The sequence below is a fragment of the Chitinophaga arvensicola genome (assembly GCF_900110835.1).
Classification (GTDB): domain Bacteria; phylum Bacteroidota; class Bacteroidia; order Chitinophagales; family Chitinophagaceae; genus Chitinophaga; species Chitinophaga arvensicola.
In genome coordinates, this window is the sequence record NZ_FOJG01000002.1 from 2,204,628 (window position 1) to 2,227,507 (window position 22,880).

The following is a 22,880-nucleotide window of genomic DNA, read 5'->3' on the forward strand; positions in this document are numbered from 1 at the left end:
ACTATTTTTAGCATTTAACTGTTTCAACCTGAAATAAGTGAACTAAAAATCAACTTACACATGGCAAAGGACATCATTGTATCCCTGAACAGTAAAATTACTAACCATTAATAGCGACACACCAGTAAAATGAATCATTCATTTAAAAGAAATTTACTTGTCAGTTACGGTACTTCCCTGTTTTTACTGATTGTCAGCTCCATCGCCTCCTTTATCAGCATCCGCAACCTCCTCGACAGCCAGCAATGGGTGAACCACACGAATACCGTGATCACCAAGCTGGAAAATGTGATGTCGGTTATGAAGGATGGAGAAACCGGCGAACGCGGTTTTCTGCTGACAGGAGAAGCCGAATTCCTGGAGCCCTACAGCGGTACCGCTGAAAAAATCAACCGGCTGCTGGAGGAAATCCGGGAACTGACCATAGACAACCCCGCCCAGACACAAACCGTTGAACAACTCCGCGAAGCTTCCAACAAACGGCTGGCCGATTTCCAACACATGATCGATCAGAAAAAGGCGGGTGTGGCTGCCTCTTCTGAAATACTGCGACAGGGAAAAGTCAAAATGGACGAATGCCGCAGACTCGTACAACAAATGCAGAACAGGGAACAGGCCTTGCTGGTAAGCCGCACCGGCACCGTAAGCCAGTTTGCCTCCTATACCTCCATCCTCATTTTACTGGCATCCCTATTGGCCATTCTCGTTACCATCGTGTCTTTTGTACGGGTGAACAGCGATTTCAACAAGCGGGTTCAACTGCAACTTGAACTCCAGCAAAAGGATGAAGAAACCACCCAACGTCTGAATATCATTCAGCAGATTGCAGATAGAATTTCTTCCGGCAACTATCAGACACGGGTTGGCGATGAAGGGAAAGACGTACTGGGCGCCCTCTCCGGCTCCCTGAATAAAATGGCCGAATCCCTGGAATATTCCTTTACCAGTCTTTCTGAAAAAGAATGGCTGCAGGCTGGCATTGCTGCCCTCAATGAAAAAATGATCGGCGAAAAAGCGTTAACCAAACTCACCTACCAGGTCATTGAATACCTGGCCGCATACACCGATGCACAGGTAGGCGCCTTTTACCTGCTGGAAGGAGAAAATACATTATCACTCTCCGCCAGCATCGGCCTGAATACAAAGGATGCCAGATCTGAAATATTACTGGGTGAAGGACTGGCCGGCCAAAGTGGCTTATCCGGCGCCCCCATCCAGCTCCGCGATATTGCCGATGCGGAAATGCTCATCGACTACTCCGGTGGCAGCATAAAACCACACAGCATTATCGCCTTACCTGTATTCCACGAAAGGATGCTGAAAGGGGTCATTGAAATAGCATCACTGAAACCGTTCTCCAACATCGCGATAGAATTCCTGAAAGCAGCTATGTTTAATACCGGTATTGCGGTAAACAGCGCACAGGACCATCAGCGCTTACAGGTGTTACTGGAAGAAACCCAGGCACAATCCGAAGAGTTGCAGTCCCAGCACAATGAGCTGGAAAGCATTAACGCAGAACTAGAAGCACAGTCGCAACGACTCCAGGCATCCGAAGAAGAATTGCGCGTACAGCAGGAAGAACTCCAGGAAGCCAACCAGGAACTGGAAGGCCGCAGCCGCCTGTTGCAGGAAAGCAATGAACTGATCCTGGAACGCAATTTTGAAATACAGCATAAAGCAGAAGAACTCGCACTGAGTACCAAATATAAATCTGAGTTCCTGGCCAATATGTCGCACGAACTGCGCACACCACTGAATTCCATCCTGCTCCTCTCCCGTTTGCTCGCAGAAAATCATCCTGCCAACCTGGAAAAAGAACAGATAGAATATGCAGAGGTGATTCAAAGTTCCGGTAATGGCTTGCTCACACTCATCGATGAAATACTGGATCTCTCAAAAATTGAGTCCGGTAAAATGGAACTGGAATATGGCTATGTTGCGCTGGACGAAATCAGCGATGAAATGACATCCCTGTTTGAGCCGATAGCACATGATAAGGGCATTACTTTCACAGTGGAAGCCAGCGAAGACCTGCCCAAGATGATAGAAACAGATCATCTGCGCCTGCAACAGGTATTACGCAACCTTATTTCCAATGCCCTGAAATTCACGGCAGCCGGCAGTGTAGTCCTGCAAATAAAGAAAGACCTGCCAGGAATTTCCTTTGCGGTGAAAGACACCGGCATTGGCATCCCCCAAAACAAACAACATACTGTTTTTGAAGCCTTCCAGCAGGCAGATGGTTCCACCCGCAGAAAATATGGCGGCACCGGCCTCGGACTCTCTATCAGCCGGGAACTGGCCCGCTTGCTGGGTGGCGATATTTACCTGGAAAGTGAAGAAAACAAAGGCAGCACCTTTACCTTAAAAATTCCGCTGCACAAAGAAACTGCTTTACCGGAAACCACCGTTGTGGCTTCAGCGGATACCCCGGCCTATAAACCCACTCCTCCCCGGGAGCAACGATATATAGCAGAACATATTCCGGCGGCCATTCCGGACGACAGAAACGAAATCGGCCCCGGAGATAAAGTGATTCTTATCGTGGAAGACGATACGCCTTTTGCCCGCTCCCTGCTCGAATATACCCGCAGAAGCGGATTTAAGGGTATCGTTGCCGTAAGGGGCGACGAAGGCGTAGAACTGGCCAAACAATACCGTCCGCTGGGCATCCTGCTGGATATAGAGCTGCCGGTTAAAAGCGGCTGGGAAGTGATGGAAGAGCTGAAAACCAACGCCAGTACGCGCGCCATCCCGGTACATATCATGTCTTCCCATGAAGTGAAGCATAGAAGTCTTTCCAGGGGTGCGGTGGATTTCATCAACAAACCTCTTGCCGTAGAAAAACTCGGGGAAGTATTCCAGAAAATAGAAATGGCCCTCAGCAAGCACCCTAAGAAAGTGCTGATTGTGGAAGAGAACCAGAAACATGCACAGGGACTGGCCTATTTCCTGGAAAGCTTTAATATCTCCACAGAAATCAGGAACAATATCGGCGAAGGCCTGAAAGCACTGAACCGCACGGAAGTGGACTGCGTGATCCTCGATATGGGTATTCCCACCCAGGGCTCCTATGATGTGTTGGAAGAAGTAAAGAAAACACCAGGATATGAAAATTTACCGATCATTATCTTTACCGGTAAGAATCTGTCGCATGTAGAAGAATTCCGCATCAAGCAATACGCGGATTCTATTGTAATTAAAACAGCCCATTCCTACCAGCGCATCCTGGATGAGGTATCCCTCTTCCTTCATCTCGTAGAAGAAAATAAAAAAGATCCGGGTACTTACCAATACAAAAAGCTGAACGAACTGAGTGAAATCCTGAAAGGAAAAACCGTACTGGTGGCGGATGACGATGTGCGTAATATCTTCTCCCTAACCAAATCACTGGAATCCTACGGACTGAAAGTATTATCCGCCATTGATGGAAAAGAAGCGCTGACACAGCTGCAGGAAGGGCCAAAGGTAGACCTGGTACTCATGGATATGATGATGCCGGAAATGGATGGTTATGAATCCACTGCCAGGATCCGCCAGATACCGGCCTATAAAAACCTGCCGGTAATTGCGGTAACCGCCAAAGCCATGACAGGCGACCGCGAAAAATGTATCAATGCCGGCGCTTCGGATTATATCACCAAACCAGTGGATGTAGACCAGCTTATTTCCCTCTTACGGGTATGGTTATACGATTAATAGCAGACAGCTGTCTTCATAAAAGAGACCTATGCCCGGACCGGGCATAGGTCTTTTCCCCTAAAATTAATTGCCTTATTTCTTCCCCTGTTCATAAACGGACACTCCTCCCCCGAAAGCGCACAGGTTTTTCAAAATACAAAAACATAATACACTGGTGATCAGTGCATAAAAGACTGGCATTACGATGGAAGGATGTTTGCTAAATGATCGCCATGCTGAAAAATTATTTTATCATCGCCTGGAGAAACCTGATCCGCAATAAGCGCTTTTCTTTTATCAATATATCCGGGCTGAGTATTGGAATGGCAGGCGTTATCCTGATCATGATCTGGATACAGCATGAAGTCAGCTTTGATAATTTTCACCCTGCTAAAGACCGGCTCTATGAAGCCTATGGTCTTGCTAAGATAGAAGGTCACCTGCAGGCCATCAATGAAACCTCGCAACCGCTGGGGCCAGCCATGAAAGCGGAATTCCCCGAAGTGGAAAACACCACCCGTTTTATTCCATTAGGCGGAGTGCTTTTCACGGCAGGCAATACACAATTGAGCGGTTTGCAAGGCGGCGTCGTAGATCCGGCATTCCTGGAAATGTTTCGGTTCCCGCTGAAAACAGGTGCTGCAAAGGAACAGCTGGCAACACCCAACTCGATCATTATTACACAGGAGCTGGCCATAAAATTATTCGGCACCGAAGATGCCCTGAATAAAACAATCCGCATAGAAACCGCTGATGTAGTAACCGTTACCGGCGTATTAAAAACGCTGCCCTCCAATAGCCGCTTTCATTTCGAATACCTGCTGCCCTGGGCCTTTATAAAGCAAAAAGGATGGGTCAACGACAGCTGGCTGAGCAACAGCATTTCCACTTTTGTGTTGCTGCAGCCACATACCAATGTTACTGCCTTCAACGCCAGGTTCAGCAACTTTTCACAACGGCATACCGGCAAAACAGATGTATGGACACATTTTCTGCACCCACTGGATAAATGGCACCTGTACTCCTCTTTCGAAAATGGCAAAGCCACCGGCGGAAGAATTACCATGGTACGCCTGTTTGGCGTTATCGCCGGTTTTATCCTGCTGATTGCCTGTATCAATTTTATGAATCTGAGTACCGCCAGAAGCGAACAACGCGCCAAAGAAGTAGGCATCCGTAAGGTAGCCGGCGCGGGTAAGGGCCTGCTGATCCGGCAGTTTATGACAGAGTCTTTTGTAACAGTGTGTATATCTGCATTGGGCGCTATACTCATCGTAATTTTTGCTATCAGACCTTTCAACCAGCTTATAAATGAACAGCTCAGCATCCCCTGGAAGCAGCCTTATGGCTGGCTGGCGGCAGCCGGGTTTATCCTTTTTACCAGTATCCTGGCTGGGGCCTGGCCGGCATTTTACCTGGCCTCTTTCAGCCCCGCAGGCATTTTTCAGCGGAAATTCAAAAAGGTAAATGCATTCCTCTCCCCCAGGAAAGTGCTGGTGGTGATCCAGTTCAGCTTCGCCATTGTACTCATCATTGCTACCATTGCCGTGCGTAACCAGATCCGGTACGCGCAGGACCGGCAAACCGGCTACTCACAGAATAATCTTATCCGGGTGCATTTTACGGGAGAGATAGAAAAAAATTATGCACTCATCAAACAGGAACTGCTAAGCTCGGGTGTAGCCGTTGGCGTTAGTAAAAATATGTGGACCATCACCGAACGCGGCACTAACACCTGGGGCCTCCGCTGGTCCGGCAAAAAGGAAGGAAACAATCCCACCATTGCGCTGTTCAGTACCGACGCTGATCTTGTAAAAACGGCGGAACTGCAATTGGTAGCAGGCAGGGATATCAATATCCAGCAATATCCTTCCGATTCTTTTGCAGTGCTGTTAAATGAAACGGCCGTAAAAACCATGGGCTTTAATGCGCCGCTGGGACAGGTCATTTCACAGGCCGATCATCGTGTCAGCTGGCATGTAGTCGGCGTGGTGAAAGATTATGTACTGAATTCTCCCTATGAAACAATTCCACCACTGGTAATACAGGGACCCGGCAGCTGGTTTAATACCATGCATATCCGGTTCAGCAAAACACGCAGCACTGCAGATAACCTGCAACTGGCCGCCGCCATCTTTAAAAAATATAATTCCGCCTATCCATTCGATTACCGGTTTATAGATGATGAATATGCACGGAACTTTGAAAACGAGCAACGGATCAAAGCCCTTGCAGGATTGTTTTCCGCGCTGGCCATCAGCATTTCCTGTCTTGGCTTGCTGGGCCTCTCCGCTTACATGGCAGAAAACAGGACCAAAGAAATCGGAGTACGGAAAATTTTAGGTGCCTCGGTGCTGAGTATCACACGGTTGTTGTCGGTCGACTTTATCAAACTGATACTCGTGGCTATTCTTATTGCGTCGCCGGTGGCATGGTATGCTATTCATCGCTGGTTACAAAACTATGTATACCATGCGCCCATCAGCTGGAGTATCTTCGTTCTGGCAGGCCTGATGGCAATCGTCATTGCGTTGGTCACTATCAGTTACCAATCGCTGAAAGCCGCACTGATGAATCCCGTCAAGTCTTTAAAAAGCGAATAATATAAAAGAGGCTGACTTTAAAGGTCAGCCTCTTTTATATTATGTTATTTAGCGGGAATTTCCCGGAGAATGTGTAACAGGTAATCATAAAACCTGCCGACGGAAGAAATCTGTACCCTTTCATCCGGAGAATGTGCCCCCCGGATAGTAGGTCCAAAAGAAATCATATCCGGGTTACCCAGGTGCGCCCCGAGGATCCCGCATTCCAGTCCGGCGTGACATGCACCCACATTGGGTGTATGCGTAAAATGATCTTTATACAATGCCAGCAGTAAACGCAGCACTGCCGAATCCGCGTTGGGTTTCCATCCAGGATAATCGCCGCCCTGCTGTACTTCGTTGCCGATGTTTTCAAAAGCCGCACTCACTGCGGTAGCCACATCTTCTTTGGTACTTTCCACGCTGCTGCGTTGCAGCGACTGCGTAATCACTACCCCCTCTTTTACCTGTACCCTCGCCAGGTTAGTGGAAGCTTCCACCAGGCCTGCGATGTCCGGACTCATACGGAATACGCCATTGGGCGCCGCATAAATGGCCCGCAATAAACCCGGAAGATATGCCGGATCCATGACCAGCGCCGGAGCCGTAGTAGCTTTACATTCCAGCACCAGGGCGGGTTCTATGGTTTGATATTCTTCTTTTACCGTTGTGGTAAAATCGCTGATAAAACGAAGAAATGCATCCTGGTCCTTTGCCGGGATAGTCACCACCGCCTGTGATTCACGGGGAATGGCGTTACGGAGACTGCCGCCATCCAGGCTGGCCAGCTGCACATCGAATGATGCCAGGGCTTTATACAGCAACCGGTTCATCAGCTTATTGGCATTGGCCCTGCCTTTATGGATTTCCATACCGGAGTGTCCACCCAGTAAGCCTTTCAGGGAGATGAGGAACGCAGTGGTATCTTTCCCCGCCGGCACTTCTTTATAGGTGCCTTTCGTATTGGTATCGATGCCGCCGGCGCAACCAATCGTTAATTCATCTTCCTCTTCTGTATCCAGGTTCAGCAGAATGGTACCGGAAAAGTTCACGGGATCCAGTTGCTTGGCGCCTGTCATACCCGTTTCTTCATCAATGGTAAACATGGCCTCAATGGCAGGATGCGCAATATCTTTGGCACTCAGCACCGACATAATAGCTGCTACCCCGATGCCATTGTCGGCCCCCAGTGTAGTACCCCTGGCTTTTACCCAGTCGTCTTCCACAAACATCTCAATACCCTGGGTATCAAAATCAAATACAGTATCATTGTTTTTCTGATGCACCATATCCAGGTGCGATTGCAGGATAACCGTTTGCCGGTTTTCCATTCCGGGCGTTGCAGGCTTTTTGATCACCACATTCCCGATAGCATCTTTCTTTGTGTCCAGCCCGAGGCTTTTACCGAAATCCATCATAAATGCAATAACCCGTTCTTCCTTTTTGGAAGCCCTGGGTACGGCATTCAATTGGGCAAAATGCTGCCAGAGCGATTGCGGTGATAAATCTTTTATTTCCATTGACATGCTTATTAACCGATGATTGTAAAGGTAGCCGTAAAGATAACGGATCCGGCGATATCAGCCAGCCGGGTTATCTCTGGTATGATTTTTTATCCTGTAAGGAGCAAATAACCTTAAACTTTTAAACCAGCTTTATGACTAATACCAATACCAGCACTGCTGCCAAACAAAAAATACTGATTGTGGAAGATGAAGGAGAGATGTGTTTATTGATCAATTTATTACTGGATGGAAAGGAAATGGAAGTAGAGCATGTACAATCTCTTTCCGAAGCTGTGGAATATTTTCAACAGCAGCCACCCGCCATTGTATTACTGGATAACAGGCTGCCTGATGGATATGGATTGGATTTTATCAGTTATATCAAAGAAAAATACCCTGCTACAAAAATCATTATGATTTCCGGTATGGATGCTGCCGCGAAAGATGTGGCCATTGAAAACGGCGCAGATACTTTCCTGGAAAAGCCTTTTAATAAAACAACCCTCTACAGCGCCATCGAACCGCTGCTGAACTAAATGATACCGGCTGCCACCCTTCCAGGTGGCAGCTTTTTTTTGTTAGTCCCCCGCCTACTTTTTGGTAAGCTCTTGTTCCCCGTTTGCTTCTCCGTTACATTTACGATGATTAATAATTATATTTAAAGAAACCATCTCTATGACAACAGAGAAGAACATTCCCACCCTGTATGAATGGGCCGGAGGTATGCCGGTATTTGAAAAACTGATGACCGCTTTTTACGATAAAGTATTACAGGACGAATTGCTGGAGCCTGTATTTAAGCATATGTCGCCCGAACATCAGCGCCATGTGGCGCATTTTATTGCAGAAGTATTCGGCGGTCCGAAAATGTACAGCACCGCTGAGGGTTCTCATTTCAAAATGATCCAGAAACACCTGGGGAAACATCTCACGGAACAGCACCGGAAAAGATGGGTGCAGCTGTTGATTGAAACAGCAGATACCCTGCAGTTACCGGATGATCCGGAATTCCGCTCCGCATTTGTAGCGTATATAGAATGGGGTACGCGGATAGCCGTGATCAATTCCCAGGAAACGGCGGTGCCGCTGCAACCGGATGAACCCATGCCGAAATGGGGCTGGGGGGAACCAGGCGGGCCTTATATTCCCTGATGAAACATTATTATAAAAGTAAATCCCTCTTCCGTTTAACAGAAGAGGGATTTCTTTTTTAAAATGCAGCGTCAGGGTTGTACTGTTATCTTCTTCCCTTCTACCCGGAAATGCACCCAGCCGGTGGATTCGAGAATTTTCAGTACATCCGGTAAATTCATGCTACGGGGGATCTTCCCTACAAACTGCTGCGGGATGGCGCCTTCGTACACAACATCTACATCATACCAGCGGGCAATCTGCCGCATAATATCGGTGATATTTGCATCCTGTAAGTAAAAAAGCCCGTTCTTCCAGGCCAGGGTAGCATCCAGATCGGCTGCTTGTACCTGCATACGGTTACTGTGGCGGGTAAGCAACGCCTCATGACCGGGAATCAGCAACGCCTGCTGATCACCTGCTACTACATTTACTTTACCGGTTACCAGCGTAGCGGCTTGTACCGGTTCATCGCCATAAGCCTGGATATTAAAGCTGGTACCCAGTACTTCCAGCTGCATCGGTGTGTGTTGCGAACTGGCAACCGTTACTTTAAAATGCTTTGTTGCATTGGCGGCTACTTCGAAATAGGCTTCGCCGGTGAGTTCCACGCTTCTTTCATTTCCGTTGAAGGCTGTCGGGTAACGAAGCGAAGAAGCCGCATTGAGCCATACTTTCGTGCCGTCCGGCAATACCACCTGGTACTGGCCTCCACGCGGGGTGGACACTTTATTGTAAACCAGGGCGGTATCCGGGCGTGGGGAAAGGGATTCATAGGATAGTGCGCCCTCTTTTTCTTTCCGAACCAGGGTGTTGCCTTGCTGGCTTAGCGCACCATTAGCCGCGCTATCCAGCACAATCACACTGCCATCGGCAAGCTGGAGGGTGGCTTTATTCCCTCCTGGCACCACGTTGGTATCACCAAGCGATGCCATAGGGGGGATAGTGGAATTTATAACTGTTTTGCGATGCAGCCACCAGCCGGTGCCCAGCCCGACCAACAACAATACCGCTGCTGCGGCGGCTGTCCGGCGGATCCAGATAGGGCGTATGGCAGGCGATGTTTTCGGACTCTCCTGCCCGATCCGCTGCCACACATCGTTCCAGGCGGCTGTTTCGTCAATCTGATAAAATTGATGCAAAGCCTCCTCTATCTCCGTCCAGGAAGTCATGCTGGTATAAAACGCCCTGTTCTCCGCAGACTGCGCTGAAAGCCATTGTTCCAGTTCTGTTGCTGCAGCACTATCCAATGTGCCTTGCAGTTTTTGCAAAAACAAACCCGCTATGTGCTGCATAGCCTGAACGCGCGCTTGATCCTGTGGTGATAGTTTCGCTGACAAATCTGATAGTTTTACTTTCACCAGAACACCTTACCCGGGTAATTGAACTAGTGGTGATGAAAATTTTTTTTCACAGGCCCCCTGTGTATTTTTTTTGCACAATATCCTGAATATGTTTTAGTTTAGCCCGCTAGCGGAGGCAGCGAGGCCGCCTTAAAACCAGAGTCATGACAGAACATCCCGAACTTACGGAAGATATCATTCCCGCGTTCCAGCAAGGCGATCCGCAGGCATTTAATTCTTTCTTCCGGCTGTATTACCGGCCACTCTGCTTCTTTGCGGCGCAGCTGATGGGAAATATGGCGGAGGCGGAAGATATTGTAAAAGACAGCTACGTAAAGCTGTGGAACCGGCATCGTGATTTCGACCATCCCAAAAGCATCAAGGGCTTTCTTTACACGACTACCCGGAATGCATGCCTGAACTATTTACGGCACCTGAAAGTAAAAGATCATTTCCAGGAAGAAATGCGTTACCTCGATGATCAGCAGGGCGACGAACTCGTGCTGCAACAAATGATCCGAACCGAATTACTGCAATCCATTTACCAGGAAATTGAAAAACTGCCGGAGAAAAGGCAGCAGGTGTTCCGCATGGTATATTTTGAAGGACTCAAAAATGAAGAGATCGCAGAAAAAATGGGGATCTCCGTTTTTACCGTAAAGGAACATAAAGCCAGGGCACTGGCACAGCTACGCCTGCGGTTCAGCGATCAGCAACTGATGATACTGCTGACGTTGGGAGGAAGTGCGTTGCTGATGAAGGCCTAGGGTACTTTTGCAACAGCAACGTTCTCCCATTTGTCTTTTATTTTCCAAAGCATGATCACGTAGGGTACCTCTATCAATAGTATAAAGAGATTTATTACAAGAAACATAGCACCTGGTGCCAGGTAATACATCTTAAATGTATTATAGCACTGTAAGAGTATGGATATCCCTACTGTTACCAGCGTCAGTAATACCGCCCATCTTCTTTCCAGTAACAAAAAAAGATTGGGAAGGAAACGTAAAAACGGCGTCGCCAGCATCATAATAAAATTCAATATATCCAATGAAGAGAGGGTAGTAAAACTCCGGAATGTATCTACTGTACTATAACTGTATGCACTTCTAACAATCGTCAGCGCAGCTGCTATCACAAAAAACCATACATATATCTTCAGGGCCAGCGGCATCAGATCCCTGCGGCGTATAGCCGTCCCGGCTACAAAATCCTTGTCAAAAATAGAGTTCGTTTCGTTGGTCATAGGGATTAGATAAAATATAAAAAACTATTTCTTACGCGCCAGCAGCAACAGATCTGTGGTCATATTGCCATCAAAGCCCGGATACTGCTTGCGGTCGGTGAAGATGACCTCAAAACCACTGTTCTCCAGATCAGTGGTGAGCGCTGCCGCAGGATGATAATACATATACACTTTATCGCCGGCACTGGAAGTAACCACGCCCGATTTTTCATAGTCATCTTCCATCGTGCTGAGATACAATACACCACCCGGCAATAACCTGTCCGCCGCATCAGCAATGAGTTTCGCAGCTTCTTCCTGATTGAGATAAGGCAAACAGAATCCGCACATAATGCCGTTAAACTGTTGGGAGATGTGGCTGATATCCCGTGCATCCATGGGTTCAAACGTTGCGCCGGGGCTATTCACCCTGGCCAGTTCCAGCATATTGGGAGCAATGTCGGTAGCCAGGATACGAAAGTCCGGCCGCCTGTCGCGCAGGTACCGTGTCACATTACCGGGCCCGCAGCCAATTTCCAGGATAGCGGCATTTTCCTGCGGGATATGCTGACAGAACAAATCGAATGAAGCATGGTAAGGCTCCACGTTCATGTACTTCTGCTGGTACAGGGCGGCATTCTTATTAAAGACTTCCGCCGCTGAGAGTATATGATCCATACTCAGGAAATTAGCAAATTTTATCTGCACTGCCGGCCATTATTTTTTGCTAGGCAGGAAGGCCGTTGGGATCGGCCGTGAGGGCCTCGCTCATGAAATCGAAAAACGGGCGCATCGCCTGAAACGTACGACTGGCTTCTTTTACAAAATCTCCCTTTAATACCTCTTCGTCAGTGAACCGGCGGATGAGCAAAAACTGTTTGTAACGCAGCAGGTCAATCGCTTCATGATCCGCCGGAAAGCCTTTGGGCGCTGTTTTCAGCTGCTCTCCTTCCAGTGCCTGGAACATCGTTTTAAAAGACTTACTGTTGATGATCTTCCGCAACGGAGCAGCGTCAAATGCAATCTCTTCCCGGATCCTTTTCAGATCATCGGTCGACGGTCCCCAGAAACCACCGGCCACAAAACTGTTGCCTGCCTCAATATGAAAATAGTAACCTCCCCGGCGCTGTTTGGTAGCACGTTTAAAGCTACCGCTCCAATGCGTTTTATAAGGGGTTTTATCCTGGGAGAAACGGGTATCGCGGTAAATACGGTATATGCTCTTTTTGCCGGAAGGCGTTTCGATCAGGTCGTGTGCCGACAACTCCTGCAACAGGCCTTCTGCAAATGTTTCCACCTGCTCCAGTTCCTGCTGGTACTTTGGCTTATGGGCGTTGAACCAGTCGCGGTTGTTATTTTGCTTGAGGGTTTTTAAAAAATCAAAGCCAGACTGCTGTATACGGGGTAATTGAATATCTTTCTTTGCCATAAATATTATTCATTTTTCGTGGCAAAGATACTATAAACGATGCAGGCAGATGGGCTAAAAAAGTTATTTTTACAAGGATGCAATCCTAAAAACACGATATGAAAATAGCCACTTATAATGTGAATGGCGTGAACGGCCGCCTGCCGGTATTACTCCGCTGGCTGAACGAAACCGCCCCGGATATTGCCTGTTTACAGGAGCTGAAGGCGCCGCTGGAAAAATTTCCGGAACAGGCCATCCTGGATGCCGGCTACAAGGCCATCTGGCATGGACAGAAAAGCTGGAACGGTGTAGCTATCCTATCCCGCGAAGCGGCCCTGAAAGAGGTCCGCAGGGTGCTTCCCGGCGACCCGGAGGATCTGCACAGCCGTTATATTGAGGCAGAAGTAAACGGGATCATCATTGCCTGTCTTTATTTGCCCAACGGCAACCCCGCCCCCGGCCCTAAATTCGATTACAAACTGAAATGGTTCGAACGCCTCACCACGCATGCAAAAGAACTGCTGGCAGGCAAGCAACCGGTGGTACTCACTGGCGATTTCAACGTGATGCCCACAGAACTGGATGTATACAAACCGGAACGCTGGGTAGATGATGCCCTGTTCCGTCCGGAAACAAGGGCGGCGTTTAAAAAGCTGGCCGGTCAGGGCTGGACAGATGCCATCAGAACCCTGTACCCCGATCAGAAAATCTATACTTTCTGGGATTATTTCCGGGATGCCTATGGCCGCGATGCCGGCTTACGTATTGATCATTTTTTGTTGAGTCCGCAGCTGAAAGATAAACTGGTGGCAGGTGGCGTAGACCGGAACGTACGGGGATGGGAGAAAAGCAGCGATCATGCCCCCGTATGGATTGAACTGAAAGATATATAATATTTACCGGGCCTCGTCCGGGTGGCCCTTTTTCCATACTTCGGTAAAATACCGCCCGCAGTCCTGGATATACTTGTAATACTGGTACTCATTCTCAAACTGGAACAGCATGAGATAATCGGGCCGGTATTCTTTCATAAAAATTTCCAGCGCCGGCGATTCAATACCGGTAATCTTTTTCACCAACGTTTTATTAAAACGGTGGTCTATGTATTTTTCCTGCTCATCCCTTTCCAGGAAGCGCCGGAAATTTTCCATTCTTTTTATTTTCTTCATGCTGAAAAGCGCGTCGAGGCTAACGCCCACGCCTACACCGTTACTGCCACCCGTCAGGTATTCAGGTGAATACTCAAATATTTTGCGGTATTCATTGCGGTTTTCCAGCGAATCCTGTTTGTAGTTGCGGGCACGCATGGTAGATACTTCTACTGTAGGCAGATAATGCACATCCACATGCAGGCTCATATTGAAAGGCCTGTTTACCGGGATCTCCTTCACGGCAAATTTCATGGTTGCTTTTCCCTGGTAAGAAAAACTGATAGAATCGTTGGGATAAAGTATAATGTTATAACGTCCCGCAGAATCAGTGACGGCGCCGGTACCGGAATTACTCATCACACTCACACCGGCCATACCAAAACGTGCAGAGCGATCATAGATCGTTCCGTTGATCCGCACCTGGCCATCAGCCGCCAGGCGGAGGAGGATCAATAACGTGAGGATTGCGGTCCTTTGAAGGAGTGTAGAGATGCCCATTTCGCCCTCAATCTAAGACAGGATGAAAACATAAGCAAGAACAGGCAAAATATTAACAATTCGTTATATCTGATTCCCCGCGCGTTCGCGGATATTTTTCCGGAATGCAGCGGGTGAGATACCGGTATGTTTAATAAAGTATTTTATAAAGTTAGATGGCTCCGGGAAACCAAGCTCATAGCCTATTTCCTTGATCAGCTGATGACTGTAACCCAGCAGCCGCCGGGCTTCCAGCAGCACTTTATCATCGATGAGCTGCTTCGGGGTTTTCCCGGAGATCTGCGTGGTAGCCAGGTGTAATCTTTTTTCCGAAATATGCAGCATGGCAGCATAAGCAGCCACTTTTTTCTGCCGGGAGAATTCTTTTTCTACCAGGGAGATATATTGCTGGGCAAACAAGGCATCCCGGTTCAGCGGGTCGTGGTGCATATGGGTCATACCTTTTTCGCGTGCCGCCAGCATCAGGAAATTGCGGAGCAGGTTACGGAGAATATCTGTTTTAAAGGCATCCGGTGGCCCTTCTATTTCCTCTTCCATGGCATGAAGAATGGCCATAAAAGCCGGCAGCCGCTCCCCTGGCTGAATACTCGTTAAAGCGGCATGATCGCTGAACAGGGCGGTATCCTGCAAAAAATGTTGATCTGTGATGGTCTGGTAAAGAAAATCTTCTGTAAAACTGATAGTGAGCCCGTGATAGTCCTTCTCATGGTGCAGCAGCTGCACACTGTCCTTCCGCACAAACAGGATGGTATTTTCCTGGAATTCCACCGGGCTGAAATTTACCTGGAAACATTTTCCACCGGCTTTAAACCAGAAAATATGAAACGCATTGGTGCGGATAGGATGGTTGAGCAACTCGTTGTTGGCGGCTATAAAGCTTTGCATGGACGCTATTTCAAAGCCTGCTGCCGTGAGCCGCAGGTAGGGAATAGCGTTGTTCTTAGTTCCTGTTGTTCGTCTGTTGGCCGTTTGCATAGCTATCAGGTTTAATCTGTTTATTCAGATGCAAACCGCCTAAAAATCCATAGAAAAAATAGCCGGTCTGAGTTCCGGTAGTTTGCTGTCTCCTCTGCCACTTCTATTATTGTCATGTGTTTTTTTTGTACTTTGCAAACTCCTTCTTTACTGATAGGTGCATATTTATGCCGCTATCATGGAGATATTTCAATTTACGTGAACAGGACTTAACGGATGATCAATGATACCGGACATGAAAGTGCACTTTTCCACCAAATAGCTCAGGGGGATGAAGCCGCATTTGAAACCCTGTTTCATCTGTACGTCCCCAGGATCAAGCCGGTTATTGCCCGTATCATACAGGTAGAAGGACCGGAAAAAGACATTATCCAGGAAATATTCCTGGGGCTGTGGCTTAGCCGGGAAAAGCTCACGGAGGTAGTTGTTCCGCACAACTGGATCTTTAAAATGGTATATCACCGCTGTTACAGCTGGCTCCAGAAACAGGGCATCCGGAATAAGGCCAGCCAGATCATTACCCGGGAAAACAGTGACCATTCCAATCTCACAGAAGAAAATTTATCCTTTACAGAAACCTCCCTGCTGGTAAAACAGGCCATTATGCTGTTACCGCCGCAGGCGCAGAAGATCTACCTGCTTAGCCGGGAAAAAGACCTGAAAATTGCAGAAATTGCCAGTGAACTGCAATTATCTCCCCAAACCGTTAAAAATTCCCTGGTCCGCTCCCTGAAATCTATCCGGGAATACCTCACCCAACACGGTATTATTCTTCCGCTGATCCTCCTGGCATGGGGCACTTTATATTTTTCTTAACTTTTTTTCGGGAGACATAGGTACTATGTTGATACTTGTGGTACGTATATGCAGGGGCGCCTGTAATCGCCCTGTTATCAACTGAATTTAATACGCTTTAAAACGAAGCCGTTGTCCACATCAGAAAGACTTACATACTTAATAGAACAGGTACAGCAACTCCGCGCCACGTCGGAAGAGTATAAAGAGCTGTTACAACTGATCCAACAGGATGAGTCGGGAGAGGTTGTGCGTCAGCTGGATGCGTTTCACGGCAATCACCAACCCGCCTCCACGGCTGAATACGACCATACTTACTGGCAGCAGGTGGTACAGGAAGTATTAACGGCAGATAAATCGCTGACAAACAGGTTCGTTCCCCTTCCGGTGAGCAACCCGCTCCGTTTGCGCCAACGCTACTGGTGGGCAGCCGCCGCAGCGGTGATATTACTGGCCGCCGGCGTATATTACATAGCACCCAAAAAACAACAGCCACCCGTTATTGCGGCGGCTCCTGTAAAAGATATTGCCCCGGGAGGCAACCGGGCTATCCTCACTTTATCGGATGGCTCCCAGATCCCGCTGGACAGCGCCGGAAACGGCGTACTGGCCCAACAGGGCGGCACCCGGATCACCAAACTGAGTAACGGGCAACTGGCCTACAATGGCGCAGGCACCAAAGACGACCAGGTATTATATAACACCATGAGCACCCCTCTTGGCGGACAATACAAACTTATTTTACCGGATGGCACCACCGTATGGCTGAATGCCGGCTCCTCCATCAGCTACCCCACCGCATTTACCGGCACAGAAAGAAGTGTGTCTGTTACCGGGGAAGCCTACTTCGAAGTAGCAAAGAACGACAAAATGCCCTTCCGTGTAAAGGCTGGTAATACTACCATCGAAGTATTGGGAACAGATTTCAATGTGAATGCGTATAAAGACGAAGCCAGTATTAACACTACCTTATTACAGGGTGCGGTAAGAGTGAGCGCACAGCAACAGGTACAAATACTGAAACCGGGTCAGCAAGCCAGGGTAAACGGAAACACCCTGCAGGTAATAAATCACGTAGATATCAATGAAGTAATGGCCTGGAAAAAAGGCTTCTTCTCCTTTAACGACGCCGACCTGCCCACGGTAATGAGGCAGCTGTCGCGCTGGTACAATGTACAGGTTACTTATGAAGGCGGCATCCCTGAACGGGTATTTACCGGGGAAATAGGCCGTGACCTGACTTTATCTCAGGTATTAAAAGGACTGACAAAAACAAGAATCAAATATAGGATTGAAAATGGTAACCGGATTATTATCCAACCATAGTTATGAACAATGAAGTATTCAGGACAATGAAAAATTTAAGGCGACCGCCGCAAACACGCTATGCATATTGAATAAAAAAACCGGGGATAAAGATTGGCGTCCTACCCCGGTTATAGTTCAATTTAATCAACAAACAAGTCGGTAAACATCATTTATTAATTCAACCAAACATTGCAAAAGTATGCAACTTAAGGCTATTTGTAATTCCGGTACCCGCAGATATTGGAAATTTGCGGGGCTATCCACCAAAATCTTGTTAGTTATGAGGCTAACTTCTTTTCTGCTGCTTATAGCGGCATTGCAGGTAAGTGCTGAAGGCAATGCACAAACAGTGACCTACTCCGCAAAAGGAGTTAGTCTGCAGAAAGTGCTGAACGCTATTAAAGAGCAGACCGGCTTCGTTTTCTTCTATGATAAAGAAGATCTGAAAAACAGCCAGCCTGTTACCGTAGATCTGAAAAACGTTTCTGCCCAGGCAGCCATGGAAATGGTACTCCGCCAGCAGGCACTCAGCTTTGATATCCAGGGGAATACCATTTTCATTACCCGGAATGAGAAACCCGCAGCTCCCATATTACCCGCTCCTCCCCCTCCTGTAGTCATTTCAGGAAAGGTGACGGATGAAACCGGCGCGCCTATTCCCGGCGCTTCCGTTGTCATAAAAGGCACAAAAAAAGGAGTTATTTCCGGCCCGGATGGTAGCTACCAGCTGTCGAACGTACCGGAAAACGCCATACTGGTAGTAAGCAGTATCGGCTACGGCTCCAAAGAAGTAAGCACCACCGGCAAAACACAACTGAATATTACCCTGTCGCCCGATGTGAGCACGCTGCAACAGTACGTTGTAGTAGGTTACGGCACACAGAAAAAAGCCAACCTCACCGGCGCAGTCACTTCTATTAGCACAGAACAACTGACTAACCGCCCGGTTACCAGCTTAGGCAATGCCCTCCAGGGAACGATGCCCGGTATCACCGTTACAGCGGCTACCAGCGGCCAGCCCGGCAACGATGCTGCCAAGATCCGTATCCGTGGTATCGGTACGATGAACAACGCTGATCCCGTGATCGTGGTAGACGGTGTGGTAACCAATGTGAGCAACCTGAATAATATCAACCCGGACGATATTGCCACCCTGTCTGTACTGAAAGATGCGGCTTCTGCTGCCATCTACGGTTCACGTGCCGCCAACGGCGTACTCCTCATCACTACCAAACAAGGTAGAAAAGGCCCGCCACAGGTAACTTACAACGGATATGTCGGAAAACAGCAGGCAACCGGTTTACCGGATTTCCTGCCCTCCTGGCAGGCAGCCACCCTGTACAACAAGGCACTGAGCAATGAAGGCAAAACTGCCCGCTGGACAGACGCCGAAATACAGAAATTCAAAGATGGCTCCGATCCTTTCAATTACCCGAACACAGACTGGCTCGGAATGTTCTATAAAGGAAGCGGCTTACAGCAAAACCATTACGTAGGTGTAACCGGCGGCGCTGATAAAACACAGTATGCTTTCTCTATGGGTATGTTTGATGAAAATGGTCTTGTGAAAAAAACCAACGCCAAACGTTATACCAGCAGACTGAATGTTACTTCCCAGATCACTGACCGCGTAAAAGCCATCGGTAACATCGCCTTTACTGCCTCCGACAGAAATGAACCCAGCAACCCTTACACGGGTGATTTTACCCAGCTGGTAAGACAGATCAACCGCATTTCCCCTACCGTTCCTTACAAATATGCAAACGGTTACTACGGACGCATTTCGGATGGTAACCCGATGGCATGGCTGGAAGGTAACAGCTTTAATAAATACAATAACTATGACCTGATCGGTAATGTCGGCGTAGACTGGGAAATTGTAAACGGCCTGCATTTCAAACCCTCCCTTGCTTATGTGATGAAGATCTATCATAACAAGAAGTTTATTGCAGATCAGCAATACTATGATGCAGACGGTAACAAAACCGCTTACCAGGGGCCCAATTCCGTAAAGGATGAAAATAGCTTCAGCAACACTGTTACCCAACAGGCACTGCTGGATTACACCAAATCTTTTGGCAAACACAATTTCAAAATACTCGGCGGTTATTCACAGGAACTGACCAAATTCAGCTTTGACGACAACTATCGTAAAGGTTTCCTGAATAATGAATTAACAGATATCAACCTGGGTTCTACAGACGGACAGAAAGCCACCGGTTATTCTTATGAATTAGCGTTGCAGTCTTACTTCGGTCGTTTCAACTATGATTACGACGGCAAGTACCTGTTTGAAGCGAACATGCGTTATGATGGTTCCTCCCGCTTTGCGCCAGGCAACAGATGGGGTGCATTTCCATCTTTCTCCGCAGGTTGGAATATAGACAGGGAAGACTTCTTTACTCCGTTGAAAAAATATGTATCCAATCTTAAAATCAGGGGTTCATGGGGCCAGCTGGGTAACCAGTACATCACGGGAACGGATGATACCAATTTTCCCACCTTTGTTTATTATCCATGGATTACCAATATCAATGGCAGCCAGAACTATAGCTTCGGCGGAACTGCGGCAGCTATTGCGGCCGGTGTAGCTCCGGTAAACGGCGCCAACGAAAAAATAAAATGGGAGTCTACTACCGAAACAGGCGTAGGTATTGATGCAGGCTTCCTGGATGGAAAAATTAATTTCACCGCCGATTACTTCCACAAAGTAACCAATGATATCCTTCTGGCAGTACCCGTAGGCGCAGTTTACGGACAAAAAGCACCTGTTCAGAATGCAGGTTCCGTGCTTAACAGCGGCTGGGAATTTGCCGTAGGCTACAACGAATCCAAAGGCGCCTTTAAATACAATGTTTCCGCCAACGCTGCCTTTATCAAAAATAAAGTAACCGATCTGGCAGGTACCGGACCAACCGTTACCGGTTATACTTACAGACAGGTAGGCTATCCGGTGAACTCCCTCTATGGTTACGAAGCAGACGGTATTTTCCAGTCGGCCGACCAGGTGGGCAAATCACCCTACCAGACTACCAATACCGCAGCAGGCGATCTGAAATACAAGGATAAAGATGGCAATGATACCATCAACAGCGCCGACAAAGTATACCTGGGCAACTATTTCCCTAAAGTAACCTTTGGGCTGAACCTCAGCGGCTCCTGGAAAAATTTCGATGTGAATATTTTCCTGCAGGGCGCTGCCGGTGTAAAAACATATATAGATGCGGGTAAACTTGGTGCAGTAAGCTCCGGAGCCGGTAAGCCTACTTCAGCCTTACTCGATACCTGGACACCGGAAAATACTTCCGCTGCTCTCCCACGTATCTGGTACGCCAATACGCAGAATGATCCGAGTGGCACACCATCTTCCTTCTGGGTAAAAGACGGCTCTTATCTCCGCCTGAAAAACTTACAGGTAGGCTATACTTTACCGGAAAGAGTAGTGAAAAGCATTGGTCTTAAGAAAGTACGCTTCTATTACAGCGGACAAAACATCCTGACCTTTGATCACCTGTACAAATGGATAGATCCGGAAGCTTCCATTACCAGCAGTATCTATTACTACCCGCAGGTGAAAGTGCACACATTTGGCGTAAATGTTAGTTTTTAACACAAAGCAATCAACATCATGAAAAGAAAGATTCTCTCTATCATACTTGTCTCTGCGGTGCTGCAATCAGCCTGCAATAAAGACTTCCTCGACAGAAAGCCGCTGGACGCCTATAGCAACTCATCTATCTGGCACTCCCAGGGCGATGCAGCTGCGGCATTAAATGGCTGTTATAAAGACTGGGAAGGTGATTATGCCCTCCTTTACATGGATGCTGTGAGCGATAACATGTACAGTCAATATTACTGGGAAGGCTATACGGATTACGGTAATGGCAGCATTACCCCCGCCAACACCAACGCATCCAACCGCTGGAGCTATACCACTATCCAGAAATGCAACTGGTTCCTGGAAAATGTGGATCCTACGCCAATGGATGAAACATTGAAAACACAGTATAAAAGCCAGGCCCGTTTTCTCCGGGCGTACCAGTATTTCCTGCTGACACAGCTTTACGGAGATGTGCCACTGGCGAAGAACACCGTAACTACCGATGTAGCGAATACCATCAGCAGAACATCTGCTGTAGAAGTACGCAAATTTGTACTGGATGAACTGGAAGCCATCGCTCCTACCCTGCCTGTAAGCTACACCGGCAGTGATGTAGGAAGAATTACACAGGGCGCTGCGCTTTCCCTGAAAGCCAGGATAGAATTGTACGATAAAAACTACGCCGCCTGTATCGTTGATTGTAAAAAGATCATGGCACTGGGTTATGAACTCTATCCCAGCTACCAGGACCTGTTCCGTATCCAGCATGAAAACAATAAGGAAGTGATCCTGGATGTACAATACAAAGAGAACGATTACGCCAACTCCGACATCGGTATCATGCCTTCTTCCTCCTTTGGTGGCTGGGGCTCACTGGACCCAACGCAGGCGCTGGTAGATGCCTATGAAATGAAAAATGGTAAAACCATCAATGAAACAGGATCAGGATATAGCGAAGACGAACCTTATACCAACAGGGATCCCCGTTTAAACGCTACCATCGTTTGTCCTGGCCAATTGTATGAAGGTAAATACTATAACTCTATCGACAGATCTTCCGGCGATTATTACAACGGTGATAACAATTCCAAAACCGCCTACATTCCAAAGAAGTTTACTTCTAACCTGTCCGACTTTACGGATATGTGGAATACCGGTTTGAATATGATTGTGATCCGTTATGCAGAAATACTGCTCACTTATGCAGAAGCGCAGATCGAATCCGGTATCATCGACAACAGCGTGTATGATGCCATTGATGCAGTAAGAACGCGTGCAGGGATGCCGGTGGTAGATAGAACCGTTTACAACTCCGTTGATAAAATGCGCACCCTGGTAAGACGCGAACGCCGCGTAGAACTTGCGCTGGAAGGCCTTCGCTGGTATGATGTACAACGCTGGAAGATTGGTCAGGATGTAAGATCCGGCACCGTATACGGCGCCAGGTTAGGTACTGTTGATCCGGCTACCGGCAAACTGACCCTCAGCGGCGATCATATCAAAGTAGAACAACGCACTTTCCTGCCAAACAGGGACTACCTCTGGCCGGTACCACAAACAGAAAGAGATATCAATAAAAACCTGACACAGAATCCAGGTTACTAATCTCCTTTTCCTATTTTTTAAAAAATCCCGCGAGTTGAAAAATGAGCGGGATTTTTTACTTTAAAA

17 protein-coding genes are annotated in these 22,880 nt (G+C 47.8%); 10 read left to right on the forward strand and 7 right to left on the reverse strand.

Annotated elements, in window-relative coordinates:
- The first annotated feature begins 129 nt into the window (after nucleotides 1-129).
- Nucleotides 130-3,702 (forward strand): response regulator, encoded by a 3,573-nt coding sequence (locus BMW79_RS26255; protein WP_089900136.1) that lies wholly within the window; start codon nucleotides 130-132, stop codon nucleotides 3,700-3,702.
- Nucleotides 3,703-3,917: 215 nt separating this feature from the next.
- The gene (locus BMW79_RS26260) at nucleotides 3,918-6,287 is read left to right on the forward strand and encodes an ABC transporter permease (RefSeq protein ID WP_089904278.1); all 2,370 of its coding nucleotides are present in this window, start codon (nucleotides 3,918-3,920) and stop codon (nucleotides 6,285-6,287) included.
- 44 nt (nucleotides 6,288-6,331) lie between these two features.
- Here BMW79_RS26260 and BMW79_RS26265 read toward each other — a convergent pair whose 3' ends face one another.
- A complete protein-coding gene (locus BMW79_RS26265; RefSeq protein ID WP_089900139.1) occupies nucleotides 6,332-7,786 on the reverse strand; it encodes an aminoacyl-histidine dipeptidase in 1,455 nt (484 codons plus the stop codon).
- 137 nt (nucleotides 7,787-7,923) lie between these two features.
- On the opposite strand from BMW79_RS26265, the gene BMW79_RS26270 reads away from it, so the two are divergent.
- On the forward strand, nucleotides 7,924-8,307 hold the full coding sequence (locus BMW79_RS26270; RefSeq protein WP_089900142.1) for a response regulator: 384 nt from the start codon (nucleotides 7,924-7,926) through the stop codon (nucleotides 8,305-8,307).
- Nucleotides 8,308-8,446: 139 nt separating this feature from the next.
- A complete protein-coding gene (locus BMW79_RS26275) occupies nucleotides 8,447-8,923 on the forward strand; it encodes a group II truncated hemoglobin (RefSeq protein WP_089900145.1) in 477 nt (158 codons plus the stop codon).
- 71 nt (nucleotides 8,924-8,994) lie between these two features.
- On the opposite strand, the gene BMW79_RS26280 is transcribed toward BMW79_RS26275, so the two are convergent.
- A complete protein-coding gene (locus BMW79_RS26280) occupies nucleotides 8,995-10,173 on the reverse strand; it encodes a FecR family protein (protein ID WP_177192341.1) in 1,179 nt (392 codons plus the stop codon).
- Nucleotides 10,174-10,409: 236 nt separating this feature from the next.
- Between BMW79_RS26280 and BMW79_RS26285 the strand changes: the two genes are divergently transcribed.
- The gene (locus tag BMW79_RS26285) at nucleotides 10,410-11,012 is read left to right on the forward strand and encodes an RNA polymerase sigma-70 factor (RefSeq protein WP_089900151.1); all 603 of its coding nucleotides are present in this window, start codon (nucleotides 10,410-10,412) and stop codon (nucleotides 11,010-11,012) included.
- Here BMW79_RS26285 and BMW79_RS26290 read toward each other — a convergent pair.
- Genes BMW79_RS26290 through BMW79_RS26300 form a run of 3 tightly spaced genes read right to left on the reverse strand, consistent with a single transcriptional unit; the run spans nucleotide 11,009 to nucleotide 12,899 of the window.
- The gene (locus BMW79_RS26290) at nucleotides 11,009-11,491 is read right to left on the reverse strand and encodes a hypothetical protein (RefSeq protein ID WP_089900155.1); all 483 of its coding nucleotides are present in this window, start codon (nucleotides 11,489-11,491) and stop codon (nucleotides 11,009-11,011) included. The two genes, BMW79_RS26285 and BMW79_RS26290, sit on opposite strands and share 4 nt — an antisense overlap.
- A gap of 24 nt (nucleotides 11,492-11,515) precedes the next feature.
- Nucleotides 11,516-12,148: a class I SAM-dependent methyltransferase gene (locus tag BMW79_RS26295; RefSeq protein WP_089904281.1), complete on the reverse strand. Its 633-nt coding sequence runs from the start codon at nucleotides 12,146-12,148 to the stop codon at nucleotides 11,516-11,518.
- Between the two features lie 49 nt (nucleotides 12,149-12,197).
- Nucleotides 12,198-12,899 (reverse strand): DUF2461 domain-containing protein, encoded by a 702-nt coding sequence (locus BMW79_RS26300; protein ID WP_089900159.1) that lies wholly within the window; start codon nucleotides 12,897-12,899, stop codon nucleotides 12,198-12,200.
- Nucleotides 12,900-12,997: 98 nt separating this feature from the next.
- Between BMW79_RS26300 and xth the strand changes: the two genes are divergently transcribed.
- Nucleotides 12,998-13,774, forward strand: a complete 777-nt coding sequence (gene xth / locus BMW79_RS26305) for an exodeoxyribonuclease III (protein ID WP_089900162.1) — start codon at nucleotides 12,998-13,000, stop codon at nucleotides 13,772-13,774.
- Nucleotides 13,775-13,777: 3 nt separating this feature from the next.
- Here xth and BMW79_RS26310 read toward each other — a convergent pair whose 3' ends face one another.
- Together BMW79_RS26310 and BMW79_RS26315 are read right to left on the reverse strand one after the other, a co-directional pair.
- The gene (locus BMW79_RS26310; protein ID WP_089900165.1) at nucleotides 13,778-14,485 is read right to left on the reverse strand and encodes a peptidase associated/transthyretin-like domain-containing protein; all 708 of its coding nucleotides are present in this window, start codon (nucleotides 14,483-14,485) and stop codon (nucleotides 13,778-13,780) included.
- Between the two features lie 108 nt (nucleotides 14,486-14,593).
- Nucleotides 14,594-15,505, reverse strand: coding sequence for a helix-turn-helix domain-containing protein (locus tag BMW79_RS26315; RefSeq protein ID WP_089900168.1), 912 nt, complete (start codon nucleotides 15,503-15,505; stop codon nucleotides 14,594-14,596).
- Between the two features lie 216 nt (nucleotides 15,506-15,721).
- On the opposite strand from BMW79_RS26315, the gene BMW79_RS26320 reads away from it, so the two are divergent.
- The 4 genes from BMW79_RS26320 (at nucleotide 15,722) to BMW79_RS26335 (ending at nucleotide 22,814) form a co-directional block, all read left to right on the forward strand.
- On the forward strand, nucleotides 15,722-16,321 hold the full coding sequence (locus tag BMW79_RS26320) for a sigma-70 family RNA polymerase sigma factor (protein ID WP_089900170.1): 600 nt from the start codon (nucleotides 15,722-15,724) through the stop codon (nucleotides 16,319-16,321).
- Nucleotides 16,322-16,432: 111 nt separating this feature from the next.
- Nucleotides 16,433-17,626 (forward strand): FecR family protein, encoded by a 1,194-nt coding sequence (locus BMW79_RS26325; protein ID WP_089900173.1) that lies wholly within the window; start codon nucleotides 16,433-16,435, stop codon nucleotides 17,624-17,626.
- Nucleotides 17,627-17,888: 262 nt separating this feature from the next.
- Nucleotides 17,889-21,218, forward strand: coding sequence for a TonB-dependent receptor (locus BMW79_RS26330; protein ID WP_177192342.1), 3,330 nt, complete (start codon nucleotides 17,889-17,891; stop codon nucleotides 21,216-21,218).
- Nucleotides 21,219-21,236: 18 nt separating this feature from the next.
- Nucleotides 21,237-22,814 carry a RagB/SusD family nutrient uptake outer membrane protein gene (locus BMW79_RS26335; RefSeq protein ID WP_089900178.1) on the forward strand — a complete coding sequence of 526 codons (1,578 nt, stop codon included), beginning with the start codon at nucleotides 21,237-21,239 and terminating at the stop codon, nucleotides 22,812-22,814.
- The last annotated feature ends 66 nt before the right edge of the window (nucleotides 22,815-22,880 follow it).

Excerpts from the sequence above, each read along its gene's own strand:
- BMW79_RS26255 (WP_089900136.1), top strand. The coding sequence starts at position 130 with ATGAATCATTCATTTAAAAGAAATTTACTTGTCAGTTACGGTACTTCC.
- BMW79_RS26260 (WP_089904278.1), top strand. The coding sequence starts at position 3,918 with ATGCTGAAAAATTATTTTATCATCGCCTGGAGAAACCTGATCCGCAAT.
- BMW79_RS26265 (WP_089900139.1), bottom strand. The coding sequence starts at position 7,786 with ATGGAAATAAAAGATTTATCACCGCAATCGCTCTGGCAGCATTTTGCC.
- BMW79_RS26270 (WP_089900142.1), top strand. The coding sequence starts at position 7,924 with ATGACTAATACCAATACCAGCACTGCTGCCAAACAAAAAATACTGATT.
- BMW79_RS26275 (WP_089900145.1), top strand. The coding sequence starts at position 8,447 with ATGACAACAGAGAAGAACATTCCCACCCTGTATGAATGGGCCGGAGGT.
- BMW79_RS26285 (WP_089900151.1), top strand. The coding sequence starts at position 10,410 with ATGACAGAACATCCCGAACTTACGGAAGATATCATTCCCGCGTTCCAG.
- BMW79_RS26290 (WP_089900155.1), bottom strand. The coding sequence starts at position 11,491 with ATGACCAACGAAACGAACTCTATTTTTGACAAGGATTTTGTAGCCGGG.
- BMW79_RS26295 (WP_089904281.1), bottom strand. The coding sequence starts at position 12,148 with ATGGATCATATACTCTCAGCGGCGGAAGTCTTTAATAAGAATGCCGCC.
- BMW79_RS26300 (WP_089900159.1), bottom strand. The coding sequence starts at position 12,899 with ATGGCAAAGAAAGATATTCAATTACCCCGTATACAGCAGTCTGGCTTT.
- xth (WP_089900162.1), top strand. The coding sequence starts at position 12,998 with ATGAAAATAGCCACTTATAATGTGAATGGCGTGAACGGCCGCCTGCCG.
- BMW79_RS26315 (WP_089900168.1), bottom strand. The coding sequence starts at position 15,505 with ATGCAAACGGCCAACAGACGAACAACAGGAACTAAGAACAACGCTATT.
- BMW79_RS26320 (WP_089900170.1), top strand. The coding sequence starts at position 15,722 with ATGATCAATGATACCGGACATGAAAGTGCACTTTTCCACCAAATAGCT.
- BMW79_RS26330 (WP_177192342.1), top strand. The coding sequence starts at position 17,889 with ATGAGGCTAACTTCTTTTCTGCTGCTTATAGCGGCATTGCAGGTAAGT.
- BMW79_RS26335 (WP_089900178.1), top strand. The coding sequence starts at position 21,237 with ATGAAAAGAAAGATTCTCTCTATCATACTTGTCTCTGCGGTGCTGCAA.